Raw genomic sequence first — 15491 nt, forward strand, 5'->3', positions numbered from 1 at the left:
GCATCACGGTTACAGCGAGTGCAGTTTCGAGCGCACCGAGACGACGGCCTGGTGCAGGATGCGTTCGGCCTGGAAGTCGTTCTCGCGCTGTTCGGCGATGGCTTGCAAGTCGCGCGTGTAGCGTTCCAGGCGGGAACGCAGGTAGGCGCGGTAGATTTTCATGACGAGCGGTTTGGCAGAGACATTCATGATGTGGCTCCCAGAGTCATAACAATTCGTTCATTTTGTGTGAGCACAATGCTGCCACTTTGCGTCGTATCAAACACCATCCTGCGGTCAATGTGGCGCGTTTGATATTCCGCAATGCCCGATATGCTGGAGATGCCACACTGAATCTTCCCTGCAAGCATAAGCTGTCCCTTATGCGCAGACCCTCATACCGGCCCGGTCCTTGCCGCGTCCGGACCTCATTCAGGAGATTGTCGCATGCTCATTTCCGCCTTCCTTGCTGGCTGCATCGCTTGCTTGACAGTGTACCAAATCCATAAAAAATCGCAGGGTGGCGACAGTGTTGCGCAACAACACATAGGCCTGCACGGCACACTGATTGAACCACGGAAATAATCACTGCCTGCCATGGTGCGTGCCTGGCGGCCTTAAGTGAAATGTAAGGCCCGGTAAGCAAATGTAAAGGTCGGCGCGGTGACCAGTCGTAGCGTTTATATTGATAACCGTTGATTGCATTCTCCCCCTCCCACTTGACAATGGGTTCACCCCGCGGTGCCGCTAGCCCGCGGGGATTTTTTTTGGGAACTTACATTGTCAGTTGCCTCGCTACAATTCCGATCAGGCCGCTTTTGGCATGCCTGCCGACAATTGCGTCAAGGCATCGCCCGCGACCCGGCAGATGCGCCAGTCCGGCATCACGTCCGCGCCCATGCCCTTGTAGAAATTGATCGCATTTTCATTCCAGTCCAGCACCGACCATTCGAAGCGGCCGCAATCGCGTTCGACGGCCAGTTGCGCCAGCGCCACCAGCATCTGCTTGCCGTAGCCCTTGCCGCGCACGGACTGCTTCACGTACAGGTCTTCCAGATACAAGCCCTTGCGGCACAGGAAGGTGGAAAAGTTATGGAAGAACAGGGCGAACGTCACCACCTCGCCGTTTTCCTCGCCCACCAGCGCTTCGCATGCCGGGTGCTTGCCGAACAGGCTGTCGTGCAGCATGGATTCTTTGGCGATCATCATGTGTTCGAGTTTTTCAAACACGGCCAGTTCATGGATCATGCCGAAAATGGCGGCCACGTCGGATGCGGTCGCGGGACGGATGGCGAGGGAGGAAGAGGTGCTCATGTTGCCTTTGTCGATGGAGTGGTGGAAAGGGAAGCAATGCTACTCGTCTTGCGCGCGCCCGACGTCAGGGCCCAGGCCACGCTGGACAGGCACAGCACCATGCCCACCCATTCGATGGGGGCGGGCCGGTAATGTTCGAACTGCACCGACAGCAGCACGGAAATGACGGGCGTGACGACGCCGATATACACGGTCTTTTGCGTGCCGATGCGGGCGATCAGGGTGAAATACGCGCTGAAGGCGATCACCGAGCCGAAGATGGCCAGGTACAGCAATCCCATCCAGTAACTGGGGCGCGTCGGCAGCTGCCAGGACTGGCCCGTGGCGATGGCCCAGGCGGCGACCATCAAGGTGCCCCACAGCATGGTCCAGGCCATGGTCAGCATCACGTTGCCCGACTGTTCGCGTACCTTCATGACGAGGGCGTTGCCGCAGGTGCTGGAAATGGTGGCCACCAGTGCGAGGATAAAACCGAGCAGGAAGTGGCCATTCCCCCCACCGAGTATGTCTTGCAGCGCCGCGCCGATGGATTGGTAAAACAGCAGCACGATGCCGCAGATGGCGACAAACGCGGCGCAGCAGGTGCTCCAGGTGATGGGGGTGCCGAAAGCGATGCGGTTGAGCAAGGGTGTCCAGAACACCATCAGCGCGAACAGTACGCTGACGAGGGCGGAAACCAGGTATTGCTCCGAGCTGTAGGTGCATACATAGCTGAGGGCGAACGAGGCCAGGCCTTGCAGCAGCATCCATTGTTGCGCGCGCCAGGGCAGGCGCAGGCGGTCGCCACGCAGCGCGCACCAGGCAAACAGGGTGGCGGACGCGAGGCCGAAGCGGTAGACGACGGAGACGGCGGGAGCGACATCGCCCAGTTGCAAGGTGATGGCCCAGAAGGTGGAGCCCCAGATCAGGCAGGCGATGATGAACAGGAGAGGAGAGGACATCGCGCAAGTATACGGGCATAGCTTCTCCCGGTCGAGCTTGCCGAATGGGCGGGCAGGAGACACCCCGGTATTGAGCCAGCGCAGTGCTTTTGGAGAATGTTGAATTTATGAAAATATTTACATTAATATTAGATAAATATTTTCTGAATTGCATCTTAAAGGGAGAAGCGCCATGCCAGCCTCACTGCAAATCAAAATATGGAGCGTGCTTGTGTATGTCGTCGTGGCAACGTGGATTGCCGTCTGGCTGCACGAGGGCATGTCGCCCTCGACTTTGCTCATCGCTGCCGGCGCCTTCGGTTAAAGCGCATGCGCCGGCATGCAGATCAATGCGTGACGCGGGTCTTGCGGCCGTCCGACAGCAGGCGCACGCGCTCGCCCGGACGGAACAGTTCGTCCGCGTCCTGCACGATGGCGCGCATGTCGCCATTGTCGAGGCGCACGGTGATTTCCAGGCCGGGCTTGTTCGAGGCATTCGCTTCGATGCTCTGGCCGGCCATGCCGCCGGCGACCGCGCCGAGGATGCTGGCCGCGATGGCGCCCTTGCCGCCGCCGACCGCCGAGCCGGCCACGCCGCCCAGCGCCGCGCCAGCCAGCACGCCCGTGCCCGTTTCACCCTTGTCGATGGTGACCTGGCGTACGGATTCAACCGTGCCCATGCGAACCGACTGCTCATTTTGCGCCTGGCGCGCGTTATACACGTTCGCCGAGTTCGGTTGTACGGCGCAGCCGGCCAGGGTGGCCAGCAATGCCACGGCAATAATTGGTGCTTTCATATGGAACTCCTTGGACAAAAGTTGGAATGCCGATTACATCGACCGGCAAGTTGGACTATTACTTATCATAAGGACACTTGCCTGAGATAACTAGTTGCGAATAGTAAAAATCTGTTACTGGTCCCGCGTGACCACGGAAGCGCCTGCCGCTCAATACGCCAGCCGCAGGCGGCGGTACAGAAACGCCAGCACGAACAGCGGGCCGATCAGCAGGAAGCGCATATCGTCGAGGAACGACGGTTTCTTGCCTTCGATCTGATGGCCGATGAACTGGCCTATCCAGGCCAGCACGAACAGCGCCAGCGACACGGGCAAAATCGTCAGCGCCGGCATGAGCAGCAGCAAGCCCAGCATGATGGCCAGCATCGCCAGCATGCCCGCCGCAAACGGGCGCGACAGCTTGTAATAATAGTATAAGGCCAGAATACTGCCGAGCAGCGCCACGCTGGCATGCACGCTCCACAGCAAGCCCAGCAGACTGAAAACGATCAGCGGCACGCATACGATGTGCACCCATTCATTGACGTGGTTGCGGTGGCTTTCGCCATACCGGGCCAGCAGGGTGTCGATGGTGCGCATGGACGGTCTCTTGTGTGGGGAAGGTTGTGCGGGAATTCTACACTGTCGCGTGGCCGGGTAAAATGATCCTTCATCTTCCCTTCCGGACATTTCATTTGATTCGCCCTGCCTCTCTGCCAGACGACAGCGCCGACGCGCTTAAACGCTGTTTCGATCCCGTTGTCGATGCCGGCACGCGCTTGCTGATACTGGGCAGCTTGCCCGGTGAAAAATCGCTGGCGCACAGCCAGTATTATGCGCATCCGCAAAACAAGTTCTGGATGCTGCTGGGCGAGGTGCTGGGCGTGGACTTGAAGAGCCTGCCCTATGATGAGCGTCTGGCCAGCTTGCTGGCGCACGGCGTGGGCTTGTGGGATGTGGTGGCGCAGGCGCAGCGCACGGGCAGCCTGGACAGCAATATCCGCGAACGCGACGACAACGACCTGCTTGCCCTGGCCGCCAGCCTGCCACGGCTGCACACGATCGCCTTCAACGGCGGCACGGCCGCGAAGCTGGGCGTCAAGGTGCTGGGCGAGCACGCGCAGCGCTACCGCATCGTCAGCTTGCCGTCGAGCAGCCCGGCGTACACGCTCGCGTATGCGCAGAAATTGCAGGCGTGGCGGCAACTGTCCACAGCGTAACACGCTGCACCATGCGTGCATCCTGGAGCAACACCGCGAGCCAACCGCAAGACTTCAAGGAAAAGAGGGGCAGCTTTGACCAGTCCTCACATTCTCTGCTGATGAGTTTGAACAGTGCGGTAATGGACTCACCAGATGGCATGGGCATCGCCCGATCCGCGGTGATGCTCACGATTCAGGTGGCAAGCTGTTCGGTCGAATCTGGAGAGGACGTCATCAGTCATCGGTAGACCGAAATCTGTAGTTGCCAGGCAGCGCACCGCGCCGGCACTCAGGATGGATGGGAGTGAGGTGGAGACGAACAATACTTCCCGCACGGCGTTTGTTATCGGTGAATGCATGATTGAATTGCAGCCCGGGAAAAGTGGCGCGATGGTGGAGTCGACAGGATTGCCAGCGAATGCGCGTTGCAGGACGACGAGCATGCGTGCCTTGCTTGCGCAGCATGCGAGGTACGAGCGAATGACGCCGAAATCCTCGGTGTTGCCGAGCGGCACTTGCATCAGTGATTCGAGCCACCTCGGCTACCACGCCCACCTGCCACAGGCAACAAGCAAGGCTTTGATATAAAATATGCCATATTGATATATGGCAATACGGTGATGCCTGTCGTTGCTTTTTTAAATCCTTTTGCGGAGCAAATCGTGTACAGCTTTCACTTTTCTTTTTCTCTGGCATCGTTGCTGCTCCCGCTAATCATGCTTCCTGCGCAGGCCGCCACACTTGTGCAAGCCGCGCCGGCCGAGTCATCGGCCACCTTGCAGGACGAACCACTGGCAGCACTGGACGCGCAGTTGCAACAACTGCGGCAAGCAAGCGGCGCCGACCTGCAGCAAGCGGATGTCGAGCAGTTGCGGGCAAGCTACTCCGACAAGTTCAATGCATTCGAGCAATTGGTGCAGCAGAGCGGGCGCGAAGCGCAGTATGAGAAAAAAGTGATCGCCTACCGCAGCCATTTGCTGGCGCTGCAAGCGAAAAAAGGCAGCGCCAATGCCAGCTATGGCCGTTCGAACACCTTGCCCAGCGGCGAGGTGGCGCGTAACCAAGCCGACCTGGCGGCAGGTCGTGTCGTGTGCACCAACCCCGCAGCCTCGACGACCGGACGCTTTGACCGTAATGAACCGTACACGGATAGCTGGATGGTGTACGTTTGCCGCGCCGAGAAGGTGCCGGCAAGGCGGTGAGTGGCAATGATACGGTGCAGCCTGTTCAGGCTGCAGCCTTGATCTGATCTCGCCTATTCTGGCAGGGCCACCCAGCTGGCCGAGCAGGGCAGCGCGGTGCCGGCGCACATGCTCGACACCGTGAGTGCCGTCGGCCAGTCCCTGTCCTTCTGGTTACCCTGAAGGTTCTATCCCGGAGCTTGCTTCTGGGGTAGAAAGGCGCTAATTGACAGCATTGCAATGAAGATGGCGTTTTACGTTGGCGCGTAGGCCTGCACTTCCAGCGGCTGCCCCTTGGCATCGAATCGCAGGGCCACGGACAAGTTGGTGACGCCGATGGTGGCCAGCGCGTCGCAGATGTCGTCGACTTCTTCCTGCAGGTCGGCGGCCAGGTCCAGCGGCTTGTCGGCGCTGTGCAGCAGTGCGCCGCCCGCCGTGCTGACATTGACGCGCAACAACATTTCACCGTGTTCATCGGCCGGGCCGACGACGACGGAAACGTCGCCCGCATCGACGTTGTTTTCCGCCAATGCATGGTTGATGCCGGACATCATTTGCAGCATCGCATATTCGCTCATGCCCTGTTCCTTGCCGCCATGGAACAGATCCTGGTAGAGGAAGCTCACTTCCAGCGCGCTGTCGGCCGGCGCCAGGCAGCGTTTCACCAGGTCGCCCACTTCCGTCGTCCACTGCTGGTAGCGGGCCATGCGGGCATCGAACCAGGCGTCGAGCGCCGCCTCATCCTTCGGTTCCGCATAGAACGGGTCGTCCACGCGCTTCAGGGCAAAGCCCAGCAGGAAGCGCAGTTCGACGGCCGTGTCCTGCGGGCCGAAGGCCGTCTCGCTCCAGCCGACGATGCTGCTTTCCAGGCCCGGCGCGGCGACGATCTTCTTGTCCGTCATCGACGCGTAGGCATCGCGCACCATTTCATGCAGGTGGCTGTAGGTGATGCGGTCGATTTCCTCGAGGTCGTAGGCATGGCTCATCAGGACCACCTTGGCCTTGGCGCTTTCCAGTTCTGCTTGCTGGAAACTTTTTACCAGCGCTTCGAACGCGTCCTGGTCCTGGAAACTGTCCGCTTCCTTCAGGCCGCCCGTGCTTTGCACCAGCAGGGGCACGACGAAGGCGTTGATTTCCATGGCCGGGGCATTTTCGCGGCGGATCACGGAAATGGAGGCCGCTTCCTCGATATGGCTGCGCAGGTACTGGTAGGCGCCCACGTCTTCGTACTTGGAACGCTCGATGGCGTCGTACAGGATTTCATCCTTCTTTTGATTCAGGGCCTTGCGGATGATGCGGCCGAATTCGACGGCCTGCTCGGCCAGCACCGTGCCCTGCGATTCGCTGTCTTCCTGTTCCGCCAGGTTCAGGGCCATCGTGCACAGCATGCGCGTGACGGCTTCATCCTTGTCTTCAGGGGTGTTGGCGGATTTACGGGGGACAGGGCGCTTATTTTTGGGCATGGCGGTCAATTGGTCTTATCAGGGTAAAAGTCAGGGCGTACGGGCGTCGAGGCGGCTTGCCTCGCGCCAGGGGAATGATACAGGGGGCGGGGCCCCGCACATCAATGGTCGGTATCGAACATCTCGTGCAATTCGTCGAGCAGGTCGGCCGCTTCTTCTTGCGACAGGCCAAGATGCTGGCAAGCAAGATCACCGCCCTTGTCCCACTCCAGCGAAGTGCTGTTGCCATGGTAGCGCTGAATGCCCTTTTCGGCCAGCAGCGACAGCGCGACGAGCGAGCGGATGGCGTCGTCCGTGGATGGGTCGGCCAGCACCGTGTAGTCGTGGTGGTGCAAAATCGCCCAGGAGACGTCGGAAGACAGCCCCCAGTTGCGCGCCAGCAAGCAGCCGATGGCCGCGTGGTTGGTCTGGTGGCGCGCGTCTTCCAGGCTGGTAAAGCAGTTGTGCGCGTCATTCGCCGCCGCCGCGAATGTCTTGACGTAGTCGGGGAAGCGGTTCATCAAGAGGGGCACGCCGATGTCGCAGAACAGGCCGAAGGTGTGGGCGATGTCGGGCGGCGCGATGCGCAGCTTGCGCGAGGTAAATACCAGCGCGCGCGCGCGCTTGGCCGACACATCCCAGAAATTGGTCAGTTCCACGCCTTCCGCTTCCAGCGCCTGGCGCGCCAGCAAGCCCGTCATCATGGCGCTGCACTGGTTGATGCCGAGAAAGTTGATGCCTTGCTCGACGGACTTGGCCTTGCGCGCGGCGCCATAGAACGGCGAATTGGCGAGCTTGAGCAGGGCGCCCGACATGCCCACATCGTCGGCGATAATGCGCGCAATGCGCCGCGGCGAGGGGTCATCCTCGGCCAATTCGCGCTGCAGATCGACCAGCAGGCTGGGGCGCGGCGGGATACGGATGGAACGCATCAGGGCGTCAACCGGATCATCGTGCACTACCTGTTTTTGCGCTGCCGCTCTCATCATCATTGCCCTACATGGTGGTTATTCTGTCGCGCTGCCGCTGCCGGCCTCGTGGGCGTTGGGCGCAGTGCCCGACGATTATCGCTGTTTATGCATAGCAATAGTTCGTCTCGACAAACTATTCTGGAAAAAATTCCCGTTTTGGCCTGGTTCAGCCGCGATTTTCATCATTTTACGACGCCGCCTATTTTGGGAGTGATGGTAAAAATATTAAGTTTTATTTGTATTCAATGTCGCGCAAGCGGGGGCGAAGGGAGGTGCGGCGGTACAATTGCCGGATGAAAAAAATTCTGGCCGGTATCGATTTTGCGGACGATTCCAGTAGCGTGGCGCGCCAGCTGATCGGCGTGACCGTACTGGTCGATGGCGTGGGCGGGCGCATCGTGGAAACGGAAGCGTATGACCGGCTGGACCCCGCTTCGCACACGTATGGCGGCTTGACGCCGCGCAATGCAGCCATGTTCGGCCCGCCCGCGCACGCTTATGTCTACCGCTCGTACGGCATCCACTGGTGCCTGAATTTTGTGTGCCGCGAGCCGGGACATGGCGCGGGCGTGCTGATCCGCGCCATCGAGCCGCTGGCGGGCATCGATACCATGCGCGAGCGGCGTGGCGTGGCATCGTTGCGGCAGCTGTGCTCGGGGCCGGGCAAGGTGTGCCAGGCGCTCGGCGTGAGCCATCTGCACAACCGCCTGGCGCTCGATGCGCCGCCCTTCATGCTGCTGGCCCGCGAGGCAGATGTTACGGTACAGGCAGGCCCGCGCATCGGCATTTCCAGGGCAATGGAGACGCCGTGGCGCTTCGTGCTGGCCGGCTCGCCCTACCTGAGCAAGCCGATCTAGCAACACCTAGGCAAGCCTACTGCGCGTCGCGCTGTGCGGCCGGTGATGCTCGCTGCCTCGGCGGCCCCGTGCTTCAGCACAGCTGCGCTTCTCAGCCACAAATCACTGCCGCTCGCTACGGTTTTGTTAGGCGTTCTTGAGTGTGCCGGTACGTGCCTGTGGCTGGATGCTGGCATTAAACACCGCGTTGGCGGCGGGGGGCGTTACCTGGCGCATTGTTGTGTGGCATGCCGCGCAGCGGGCTGTGCAGCGCGCGCCGTTCCTGGACGGGCGTCCTGGCCGGGTCTTGAAAGGCGTCATCGTCCGCGCTGGCGGGCGCCGCCGGCGCGGCCTGATCCAAGGTAAAGACGCCGACTGCCGCCGACAATTTGACGGCCTGGTCCTGCAAACTGGCGGCCGCAGCCGCCGCCTGTTCCACCAGGGCCGCGTTTTGTTGCGTGACGTCATCCATCTGCGAGACGGCCTGGTTCACTTCCGTGATGCCGGACGCCTGTTCGGCGCTGGCCTGTTTGACGCGCTGGATGATGTCGTTGACCTGCTGTACCGAGGCCACGATGGCGCCCATGCGCTCGCCCGCTTGCTGCACGGCCACGCTGCCGCCGTCGATGGTGCTGACGGACGTGGCGATCAGGGTCTTGATTTCCCTGGCGGCCTGCGCCGAGCGCTGCGCCAGCGTGCGCACTTCGGACGCCACGACGGCAAAGCCGCGGCCCTGCTCGCCCGCGCGCGCCGCCTCGACTGCGGCATTCAGCGCAAGGATATTGGTCTGGAAGGAAATGCCGTCAATCACGCCGATAATATCCACGATCTGGCGCGAATTGGCCCGTATCGTCGCCATCGTCGTCACGGCTTGCTGCATCGCCGTGCCCCCTTGCACAGCCAGGGCCGATGCTTGCGCCGCCAGGTCGCAGGCCAGCTGGGCATTGTCGGCATTGTCATTGACGGCTTCCGTCAAGGTTTCCATGGCGCTCGACGTTTCTTCCAGCGAGCTCGCCTGCATTTCCGTGCGTGCCGACAAATCGAGGTTGCCCGTGGCAATTTCGCGCGAGGCCGTGTCGATCGATTGCACGGCGTCCATGATGGTGCGCAAGGTCCGGTTCAACTGGGCGATGGCCTGGTCCAGCACGCGCGAGGTGTCGGCGATTTCATCATTGCCCTGCCTGGGCGCGCCGGCCATCAGCTTGCCGGCGGCCAGGTCTTGCACGGCGTCGCCAATGCCGCGGATTTCCGCCAGCATGGCGCGCCGCACCAGCATGGTCACCACGATGGAAACGAGTATCGACAGCAGCACCGTCAGCAGCAGGCTCCAGCCCAGGCTGCGGAATTCCGCGCTGGCCGTCGCATGGGCCTGGCTGCTGAGCGTCGTTTCCAGGGCTGACAGCTGCGTCAGCTGTGTATTGAACTGGACGAACTGGGTTTCCGCCTTGAGCATGGAATTGGTGGCGATCGACTGGTCCATCTGCGCCATTTCCATGGTTTCCAGCACCGCCTTGCGGTAGCCGGCCAGGGCCTTGATGGCCGCGTCGAGCAGGCTGCGCTCGGCGCCCGTGGCCGTGCCGCGCAGCGCGGCCAGCTGGGTGCCGATGGCGGCGTGGCGCGCCTTGATCTGTTGCTCCAGCGCATCGATGCGGGCTTTTGCAAAGCTGCCATTGGTCCACGACAGCAACTGGTACATATTGCCGTGCACATGCCTGGCCTCGCCGAGTACGTCGGCGGCCGCTTTCAGATGGGCGATGCGTACCCGCACCATGTTTTCCAGCGAGGCATTTTGCCGCACCATGCCATACCAGGCGCCACTGGAGCTGAGTATCAGCAGCAGCAAGACCAGCGCGGGCGCCAGCAATAGTTTTGGTCCGAGGCGTAATTGATTGAGCATGCTTGACTCCAGGCTATGGCTGAGCAAACGGCGGGCGGCGGGCAGGCAGCCGCCGTCCGCCGCGCCGGGACGGCCTTACTTCTTGTAGATGCCCGCTTCCAGCACCACGTCGTTGACGCGCAAGATATACGTGGTCTTCGGCTCGATCTTGCCGCTGGTGGGATTCTTGTACTGGTAGTCGACCCAGCCCTTGCCTTGTTTTTGCGCCAGCTCAATGATTTCACGGCGGTATTTCTTGCCATTCGCATCCGGTACGTCCGTCAAGTCCTTGCCCACGATGGACGGGTTGATCGGGTGGGCCAGCACGATGCCCGTCTTGATGTCGCGCATGTCCACGTATAGCGAGCCCTGCACGAAGTCCGGGTCTTTCGCCGTGATTTTCTTCATCATTTCTTCCTTGCCATGCGCCTTCATGAAGGCGGCACCCCGTTCCGCCATGGCGATGGCGTCTTTCTCCGTTGGTTCGACCGCGGCACTGACACTGCCGCCGGCCAATGCCAGGCACAGCAGGCTACCCGTGAATAAGCGTTTCATGACAGCTCCTTGTGAAATCGAGGGAAGTGTTGCCAAGTCGTAATTTACGTCGCCGCCGCTTCCATCAAATTGCGATGGAACAAACTAAGGTCTTGCCAAATAGCATCTTGCGGTCTATCGGCAGGCTTGTTGATATGTGGCAATTTGATTCCGTTTGGCAAGAACTATGATGACTTTCACAGCATGCCAGGGTCTGGCTGCATGGTAAAAACAGGTTGGAATTGGCTGATGTTCAGCTGATTTCATGGATGTTATCGCTATTTACTGGCAAGGAGCCGACCGTGTCCGCATTGATCACCGAGCCGTTTTCACCCAAGTTCAAGCCCTATACGCGGCAAACCATACAACAGGCACGGCAGTGGGAATGGCTGCCGGAAGAGCAGCGTGAAGCCGTGCAAGTGGTATCGCACGTGTTGCCATTTCGCACTAATGAATATGTGCTCGATCAATTGATCGACTGGAACAATATTCCCGACGACCCCATCTACCGCCTCGTCTTTCCGCACCGCGACATGCTGCCGCCCGAGCAGTACGCGCATTTGCGCGACCTGGTGCTGGTGCAGCGGGACAAGGCCGCCATCGACGCCTATGTGCATGGTTTGCGCCTGGGCATGAACCCCCATCCGGCGGGCCAGATGACGCATAACGTGCCCAGGGTTAACGATGCGCCCGTGCGCGGCCTGCAGCACAAGTATGCGCAGACGGTGCTGTTTTTCCCCAGCGCGGGGCAGACGTGCCATGCATATTGCACCTTCTGTTTCCGCTGGCCCCAGTTCGTCGGCATGGACGACATGAAATTCGATGCGCGCGAATCGCATGAGCTGGCCGGCTACCTGAAACTGCATCCGGAAGTGACGGACGTGCTGATCACGGGCGGCGACCCGATGATCATGAACACGCGGCAACTGGCAGCTTATCTGGAACCGCTGCTGGCGCCGGACCTGGAGCACATCCAGAACATTCGCATCGGCACCAAGGCGGTAGCGTATTGGCCGCAGCGCTTTGTGTCCGACCGCGATGCGGACGACTTGATGCGGCTGTTCGAGCGCATCGTCAAGGCGGGCAAGAACCTGGCCGTGATGGGCCATTACAGCCACGCCGTCGAGTTGCGCCAGGACATAGCCCAGCAAGCGGTGAAACGCATCGTTTCCACGGGCGCCACCCTGCGCATGCAGGGGCCGCTGATCCGCCACATCAACGAAGACCCGAACAGCTGGGCCGAACTGTGGCAGACGGGCACGCGCCTGGGAGCGATTCCGTACTACATGTTTGTCGAACGGGACACGGGGCCGCGCGGCTATTTCGAGTTGCCGCTGGCGAAGGCGCATGAAATTTTCCAGGCCGCCTACCAGATGGTGTCGGGCCTGTCGCGCACGGTGCGGGGACCATCGATGAGCGCCTTTCCCGGCAAGGTCGTCATCGACGGCATCGTCAGCATCAATGGCGAAAAGCTGTTCGCCCTGCAGTTCTTGCAGGCGCGCAACCCCGACTGGGTGCGCCGGCCGTTTTACGCCCGGTTCGATGCGGAAGCGACATGGATGGATCAGCTAAAACCCGCGTTCGGCCACGATAAATTCTTCTTTGAAACGGATGAGCCCGTGCCGCAGCTGCCGCAGAAAGTCATCCGCCTGGCGCAGGCTGCATGAACATGGACACCGCCGCCGCACCAGCGCGCTCCGGCGTGGCCGTGTTTTGCCTGGTCTTCCTGCCGTTTGCGCTCGGGCATTACCTGTCATGCCTGTTGCGCGGCGTCAATGCCGTGCTGACGGCGGAATTGCTGGGCGCCGTCGCCCTGACGCCAGCGCAACTGGGCTTGCTGACCAGCGCCTTCTTCCTGGCTTTTGCGTTCGTGCAATTGCCAGTCGGCATGGCGCTGGACCGCTACGGCCCCCGCGCCGTGCAGGCGTGGCTGATGGCGCTGGCGGCGCTGGGTGTGTGGCTGTTCAGCCGGGGCCACAGCTTTGCCGAGCTGATGTGGGCGCGCGCCGTGATGGGGGCCGGGCTTGGCGGCTGTTTCATGGCAGCCGTGAAAGCGGTCTCGTGCGCCATCGCGCCGTCGCGCCTGCCTTCCGTGCACGGCTATCTGATCGCCGTCGGCGGCCTGGGCGCGGCCACGGCCACCATGCCCGTCAGGCTGGCCCTGCACTACACGGACTGGCGCGGCGTGTTCCTGGCCCTGGCGCTGGCCGCGCTGGCCATCGGCGTGCTGATCCGCCTGCTGTCGCCCGCCATGCCCGTGCCGGCCGCTGCCGTGAACAAGGCCAGCGTGTGGAGTGTCTATCGCGACGCGGCCTTTCGCCGCACCATCGCGCTGATCCTGCTGCCGCACACGGTGTTTTTTGGCGTGCAGGGCTTGTGGGTGGGCCGCTGGCTGGCCGACGTGGGCGGCCTGTCCGCGCATAACGTGGCGTATCTGCTGTACCTGGGGATGGCGGCCGTCATCTTCGGCGCCATCGGCATGGGCATGCTGACGGAGTGGGCGGGCCGGCGCGGTATTGCTCCCATGCAATTGGCGGCCGTGGGCATCGCCCTGTTTATTGCCGTGCAGGTGGCGATGGCGTGCAATGTGGTGTCCAGCCTGCCCATGCTGTCCGTGCTGTTTGCCTTGCTGGGCACGGTGACGGGTCTCGACTATGCGATTGTCGCGCAAAGCATGCCGGCCAGTTTGACGGGCAGGGCGGCAACCTGCCTGAACTTGCTTATTTTTACAGGCGCCTTCCTGGTGCAGGCGGGCTTTGGCCTGGTCCTCGGCTGCTGGCCCCTGAACAGCCAGCAGCAATATCCGCCGCAGGCCTACCAGGCGGCGTTTGGCGTGCTGGCGGCCTTGCAACTGCCGGGACTTGCGATGTTTTTCATCAACCGCTACAGGCGCGCCGGGCCATCCGGTAAAATGGCAGCCTGCACAGCGGCAATGATCAACTCCAAGGAAGACTATGAAACTCGTTCGTTATGGACGTCCAGGCAAGGAAAAACCGGGCCTGATCGATGAAGAAGGCAAACTGCGCGACCTGTCCGGCGTGATCGCCGATATTGACGGTGCGCAACTGTCCGACAAGGCCTTGCGCAAGCTGGCCAAGCTCGACGAAAAGACCTTGCCCCTGGTGCGCGGCAACCCGCGCTTCGGCGTGCCGCTGGCCAAGGTCGGCAAGTTCATCGGCATCGGCCTCAATTACGCGGACCACGCGGCCGAGGCGGGCATGCCGGTTCCGGCCGAACCCATCGTCTTCATGAAGGCGATCAGCTGCCTGAATGGCCCGGACGACAATGTCGTGCTGCCGAAAGGCTCGAAAAAGACGGATTGGGAAGTGGAGCTGGGCGTGATCATCGGCACGCGCGCGCAATATGTGAGCGAAGCAGACGCCTTGAAGCACGTGGCCGGCTATTGCGTCGTCAACGACATTTCCGAGCGCTCGTTCCAGCTGGAGCGGGGCGGCCAGTGGGACAAGGGCAAGGGCTGCGATACGTTCGGCCCCGTCGGCCCGTGGCTGGTGACGCGCGATGAAGTCATCGACGAGCAAGACCTGGACCTGTACCTGGAAGTCAACGGCAAGCGCATGCAGACCGGCAATACGCAAACCATGATTTTCACCGTGGCGCAGATCGTCAGCTACCTGTCGCAATTCATGACCCTGGAACCGGGCGACATCATCGCCACGGGCACGCCGCCCGGCGTGGGCCAGGGCCGCAAGCCGCAGCGCTTCCTTAAAAAAGGCGACAGTTTGCGCCTGGGCATCGCCGGCCTGGGCGAGCAGCAGCAGGACGTCGTCGCCTGGACTGCCTGATGGCCGGTAGCGATATCGACCGTTTGCCGCCGCTGCCGCTGGACCGGCTGGACCCGCAGCAGCGCGCGGCCGCGCAAGCCATCATCGACGGCCCGCGCGGGGCGCTGTACGGCCCCTTCGTGCCGCTGATCCGCAGCCCTGAGCTGATGGAAACGGCGCAGCGCATGGGAGAGTATTTGCGCTACCGCAGCGCCATCGGCACGCGGCTGTCCGAACTGGCCATCCTGGTGACGGCGCGCCAGTGGGATCAGCAGGTCGAGTGGGCCATCCACGCGCCGCTGGCCGTGCAGAACGGCATCGCGCAGGCGGCTGTGGACGCCATCGGGCAGCGTTGCCTGCCCGTGGCCCTGCAAGACGATGAGCAAGCCGTGCATGACTTTTGCATCGAGCTGCAGCAGAACAAGCGCGTCAGCGATGCCACATATGCGCGGGCGCTGGCGCTGTTCGGCGAGCAGGGCGTGGTCGACTTGATGGGCATCAATGGCTACTACACTTTCCTGGCCATGGTGATGAATGGCGCGCAGACGGCCGTGCCCGCCCTGGGCGTGCCGCCACTGCCAGCGTGATTAGAGGAGTTCCTCGGGCGAAGATGGACGAATTGTAATGAAGTTGCAATTATTCAATATATAATTTTGCTTCTCTTCCATTGCTAAATCG

The 15491-nt window shown here is 61.6% G+C and carries 18 protein-coding genes; 8 read left to right on the plus strand and 10 right to left on the minus strand.

All coding sequences use genetic code 11. The annotated features are described in order from the left end of the window. Nucleotides 1-9: 9 nt before the first annotated feature. From BXA07_RS04955 to BXA07_RS04965, 3 genes are all read right to left on the minus strand, one after another. On the minus strand, nt 10-189 hold the full coding sequence (locus tag BXA07_RS04955) for a hypothetical protein (protein WP_034746290.1): 180 nt from the start codon (nt 187-189) through the stop codon (nt 10-12). A gap of 597 nt (nt 190-786) precedes the next feature. Further along, nucleotides 787-1293, minus strand: coding sequence for a GNAT family N-acetyltransferase (locus tag BXA07_RS04960; RefSeq protein ID WP_076566178.1), 507 nt, complete (start codon nt 1291-1293; stop codon nt 787-789). Further along, nucleotides 1290-2234, minus strand: coding sequence for a DMT family transporter (locus tag BXA07_RS04965; RefSeq protein ID WP_076566180.1), 945 nt, complete (start codon nt 2232-2234; stop codon nt 1290-1292). Before BXA07_RS04965 ends, BXA07_RS04960 begins: the two co-directional genes overlap by 4 nt. A 172-nt stretch (nt 2235-2406) precedes the next feature. Here BXA07_RS04965 and BXA07_RS31575 point away from each other — a divergent pair, with 172 nt between their 5' ends. Next, complete coding sequence (locus BXA07_RS31575) at nt 2407-2538, plus strand: hypothetical protein (protein WP_280175043.1); 132 nt, start codon at nt 2407-2409, stop codon at nt 2536-2538. A gap of 22 nt (nt 2539-2560) precedes the next feature. On the opposite strand, the gene BXA07_RS04970 is transcribed toward BXA07_RS31575, so the two are convergent. Together BXA07_RS04970 and BXA07_RS04975 are read right to left on the minus strand one after the other, a co-directional pair. Beyond that, nucleotides 2561-3010, minus strand: coding sequence for an outer membrane lipoprotein (locus tag BXA07_RS04970; protein WP_076566181.1), 450 nt, complete (start codon nt 3008-3010; stop codon nt 2561-2563). Between the two features lie 150 nt (nt 3011-3160). Next, entirely contained in the window at nt 3161-3589 is a 429-nt protein-coding gene (locus BXA07_RS04975; RefSeq protein ID WP_076566183.1) for an Mpo1 family 2-hydroxy fatty acid dioxygenase, read from the minus strand. A 95-nt stretch (nt 3590-3684) separates the two neighbouring features. Here BXA07_RS04975 and BXA07_RS04980 point away from each other — a divergent pair, with 95 nt between their 5' ends. Then, nucleotides 3685-4209: a DNA-deoxyinosine glycosylase gene (locus BXA07_RS04980; RefSeq protein ID WP_244556187.1), complete on the plus strand. Its 525-nt coding sequence runs from the start codon at nt 3685-3687 to the stop codon at nt 4207-4209. Nucleotides 4210-4337: 128 nt separating this feature from the next. Here the strand turns inward: BXA07_RS04980 and BXA07_RS29975 are convergent, their stop codons facing one another. Beyond that, nucleotides 4338-4712: a hypothetical protein gene (locus BXA07_RS29975; RefSeq protein WP_139335435.1), complete on the minus strand. Its 375-nt coding sequence runs from the start codon at nt 4710-4712 to the stop codon at nt 4338-4340. Between the two features lie 99 nt (nt 4713-4811). On the opposite strand from BXA07_RS29975, the gene BXA07_RS04995 reads away from it, so the two are divergent. Further along, complete coding sequence (locus BXA07_RS04995; protein ID WP_139335436.1) at nt 4812-5393, plus strand: hypothetical protein; 582 nt, start codon at nt 4812-4814, stop codon at nt 5391-5393. 233 nt (nt 5394-5626) lie between these two features. Here BXA07_RS04995 and BXA07_RS05000 read toward each other — a convergent pair whose 3' ends face one another. Next, on the minus strand, nt 5627-6835 hold the full coding sequence (locus BXA07_RS05000) for a hypothetical protein (RefSeq protein ID WP_076566507.1): 1209 nt from the start codon (nt 6833-6835) through the stop codon (nt 5627-5629). 101 nt (nt 6836-6936) lie between these two features. Then, nucleotides 6937-7803, minus strand: coding sequence for an HDOD domain-containing protein (locus tag BXA07_RS05005; RefSeq protein ID WP_076566509.1), 867 nt, complete (start codon nt 7801-7803; stop codon nt 6937-6939). A 275-nt stretch (nt 7804-8078) separates the two neighbouring features. Between BXA07_RS05005 and BXA07_RS05010 the strand changes: the two genes are divergently transcribed. Then, nucleotides 8079-8642, plus strand: a complete 564-nt coding sequence (locus BXA07_RS05010) for a DNA-3-methyladenine glycosylase (RefSeq protein WP_076566189.1) — start codon at nt 8079-8081, stop codon at nt 8640-8642. A 175-nt stretch (nt 8643-8817) separates the two neighbouring features. Here BXA07_RS05010 and BXA07_RS05015 read toward each other — a convergent pair whose 3' ends face one another. Next, nucleotides 8818-10518 carry a methyl-accepting chemotaxis protein gene (locus BXA07_RS05015; protein WP_076566190.1) on the minus strand — a complete coding sequence of 567 codons (1701 nt, stop codon included), beginning with the start codon at nt 10516-10518 and terminating at the stop codon, nt 8818-8820. A 75-nt stretch (nt 10519-10593) separates the two neighbouring features. After that, nucleotides 10594-11052: a cache domain-containing protein gene (locus BXA07_RS05020; RefSeq protein WP_076566192.1), complete on the minus strand. Its 459-nt coding sequence runs from the start codon at nt 11050-11052 to the stop codon at nt 10594-10596. Between the two features lie 281 nt (nt 11053-11333). On the opposite strand from BXA07_RS05020, the gene BXA07_RS05025 reads away from it, so the two are divergent. The 4 genes from BXA07_RS05025 to BXA07_RS05040 are packed head-to-tail and all read left to right on the plus strand — an operon-like array spanning nt 11334 to nt 15400. Continuing rightward, entirely contained in the window at nt 11334-12698 is a 1365-nt protein-coding gene (locus BXA07_RS05025; RefSeq protein ID WP_076566511.1) for a KamA family radical SAM protein, read from the plus strand. Beyond that, on the plus strand, nt 12695-14041 hold the full coding sequence (locus BXA07_RS05030; protein ID WP_076566193.1) for an MFS transporter: 1347 nt from the start codon (nt 12695-12697) through the stop codon (nt 14039-14041). Before BXA07_RS05025 ends, BXA07_RS05030 begins: the two co-directional genes overlap by 4 nt. Beyond that, nucleotides 13986-14834 carry a fumarylacetoacetate hydrolase family protein gene (locus tag BXA07_RS05035; RefSeq protein ID WP_076566195.1) on the plus strand — a complete coding sequence of 283 codons (849 nt, stop codon included), beginning with the start codon at nt 13986-13988 and terminating at the stop codon, nt 14832-14834. The genes BXA07_RS05030 and BXA07_RS05035 overlap by 56 nt, the downstream gene beginning before the upstream one ends. After that, complete coding sequence (locus tag BXA07_RS05040) at nt 14834-15400, plus strand: carboxymuconolactone decarboxylase family protein (protein ID WP_076566196.1); 567 nt, start codon at nt 14834-14836, stop codon at nt 15398-15400. Before BXA07_RS05035 ends, BXA07_RS05040 begins: the two co-directional genes overlap by 1 nt. Nucleotides 15401-15491: the final 91 nt, after the last annotated feature.

The sequence above is a fragment of the Janthinobacterium sp. TND4EL3 genome, from assembly GCF_900156175.1.
Lineage (GTDB): Bacteria > Pseudomonadota > Gammaproteobacteria > Burkholderiales > Burkholderiaceae_D > Janthinobacterium.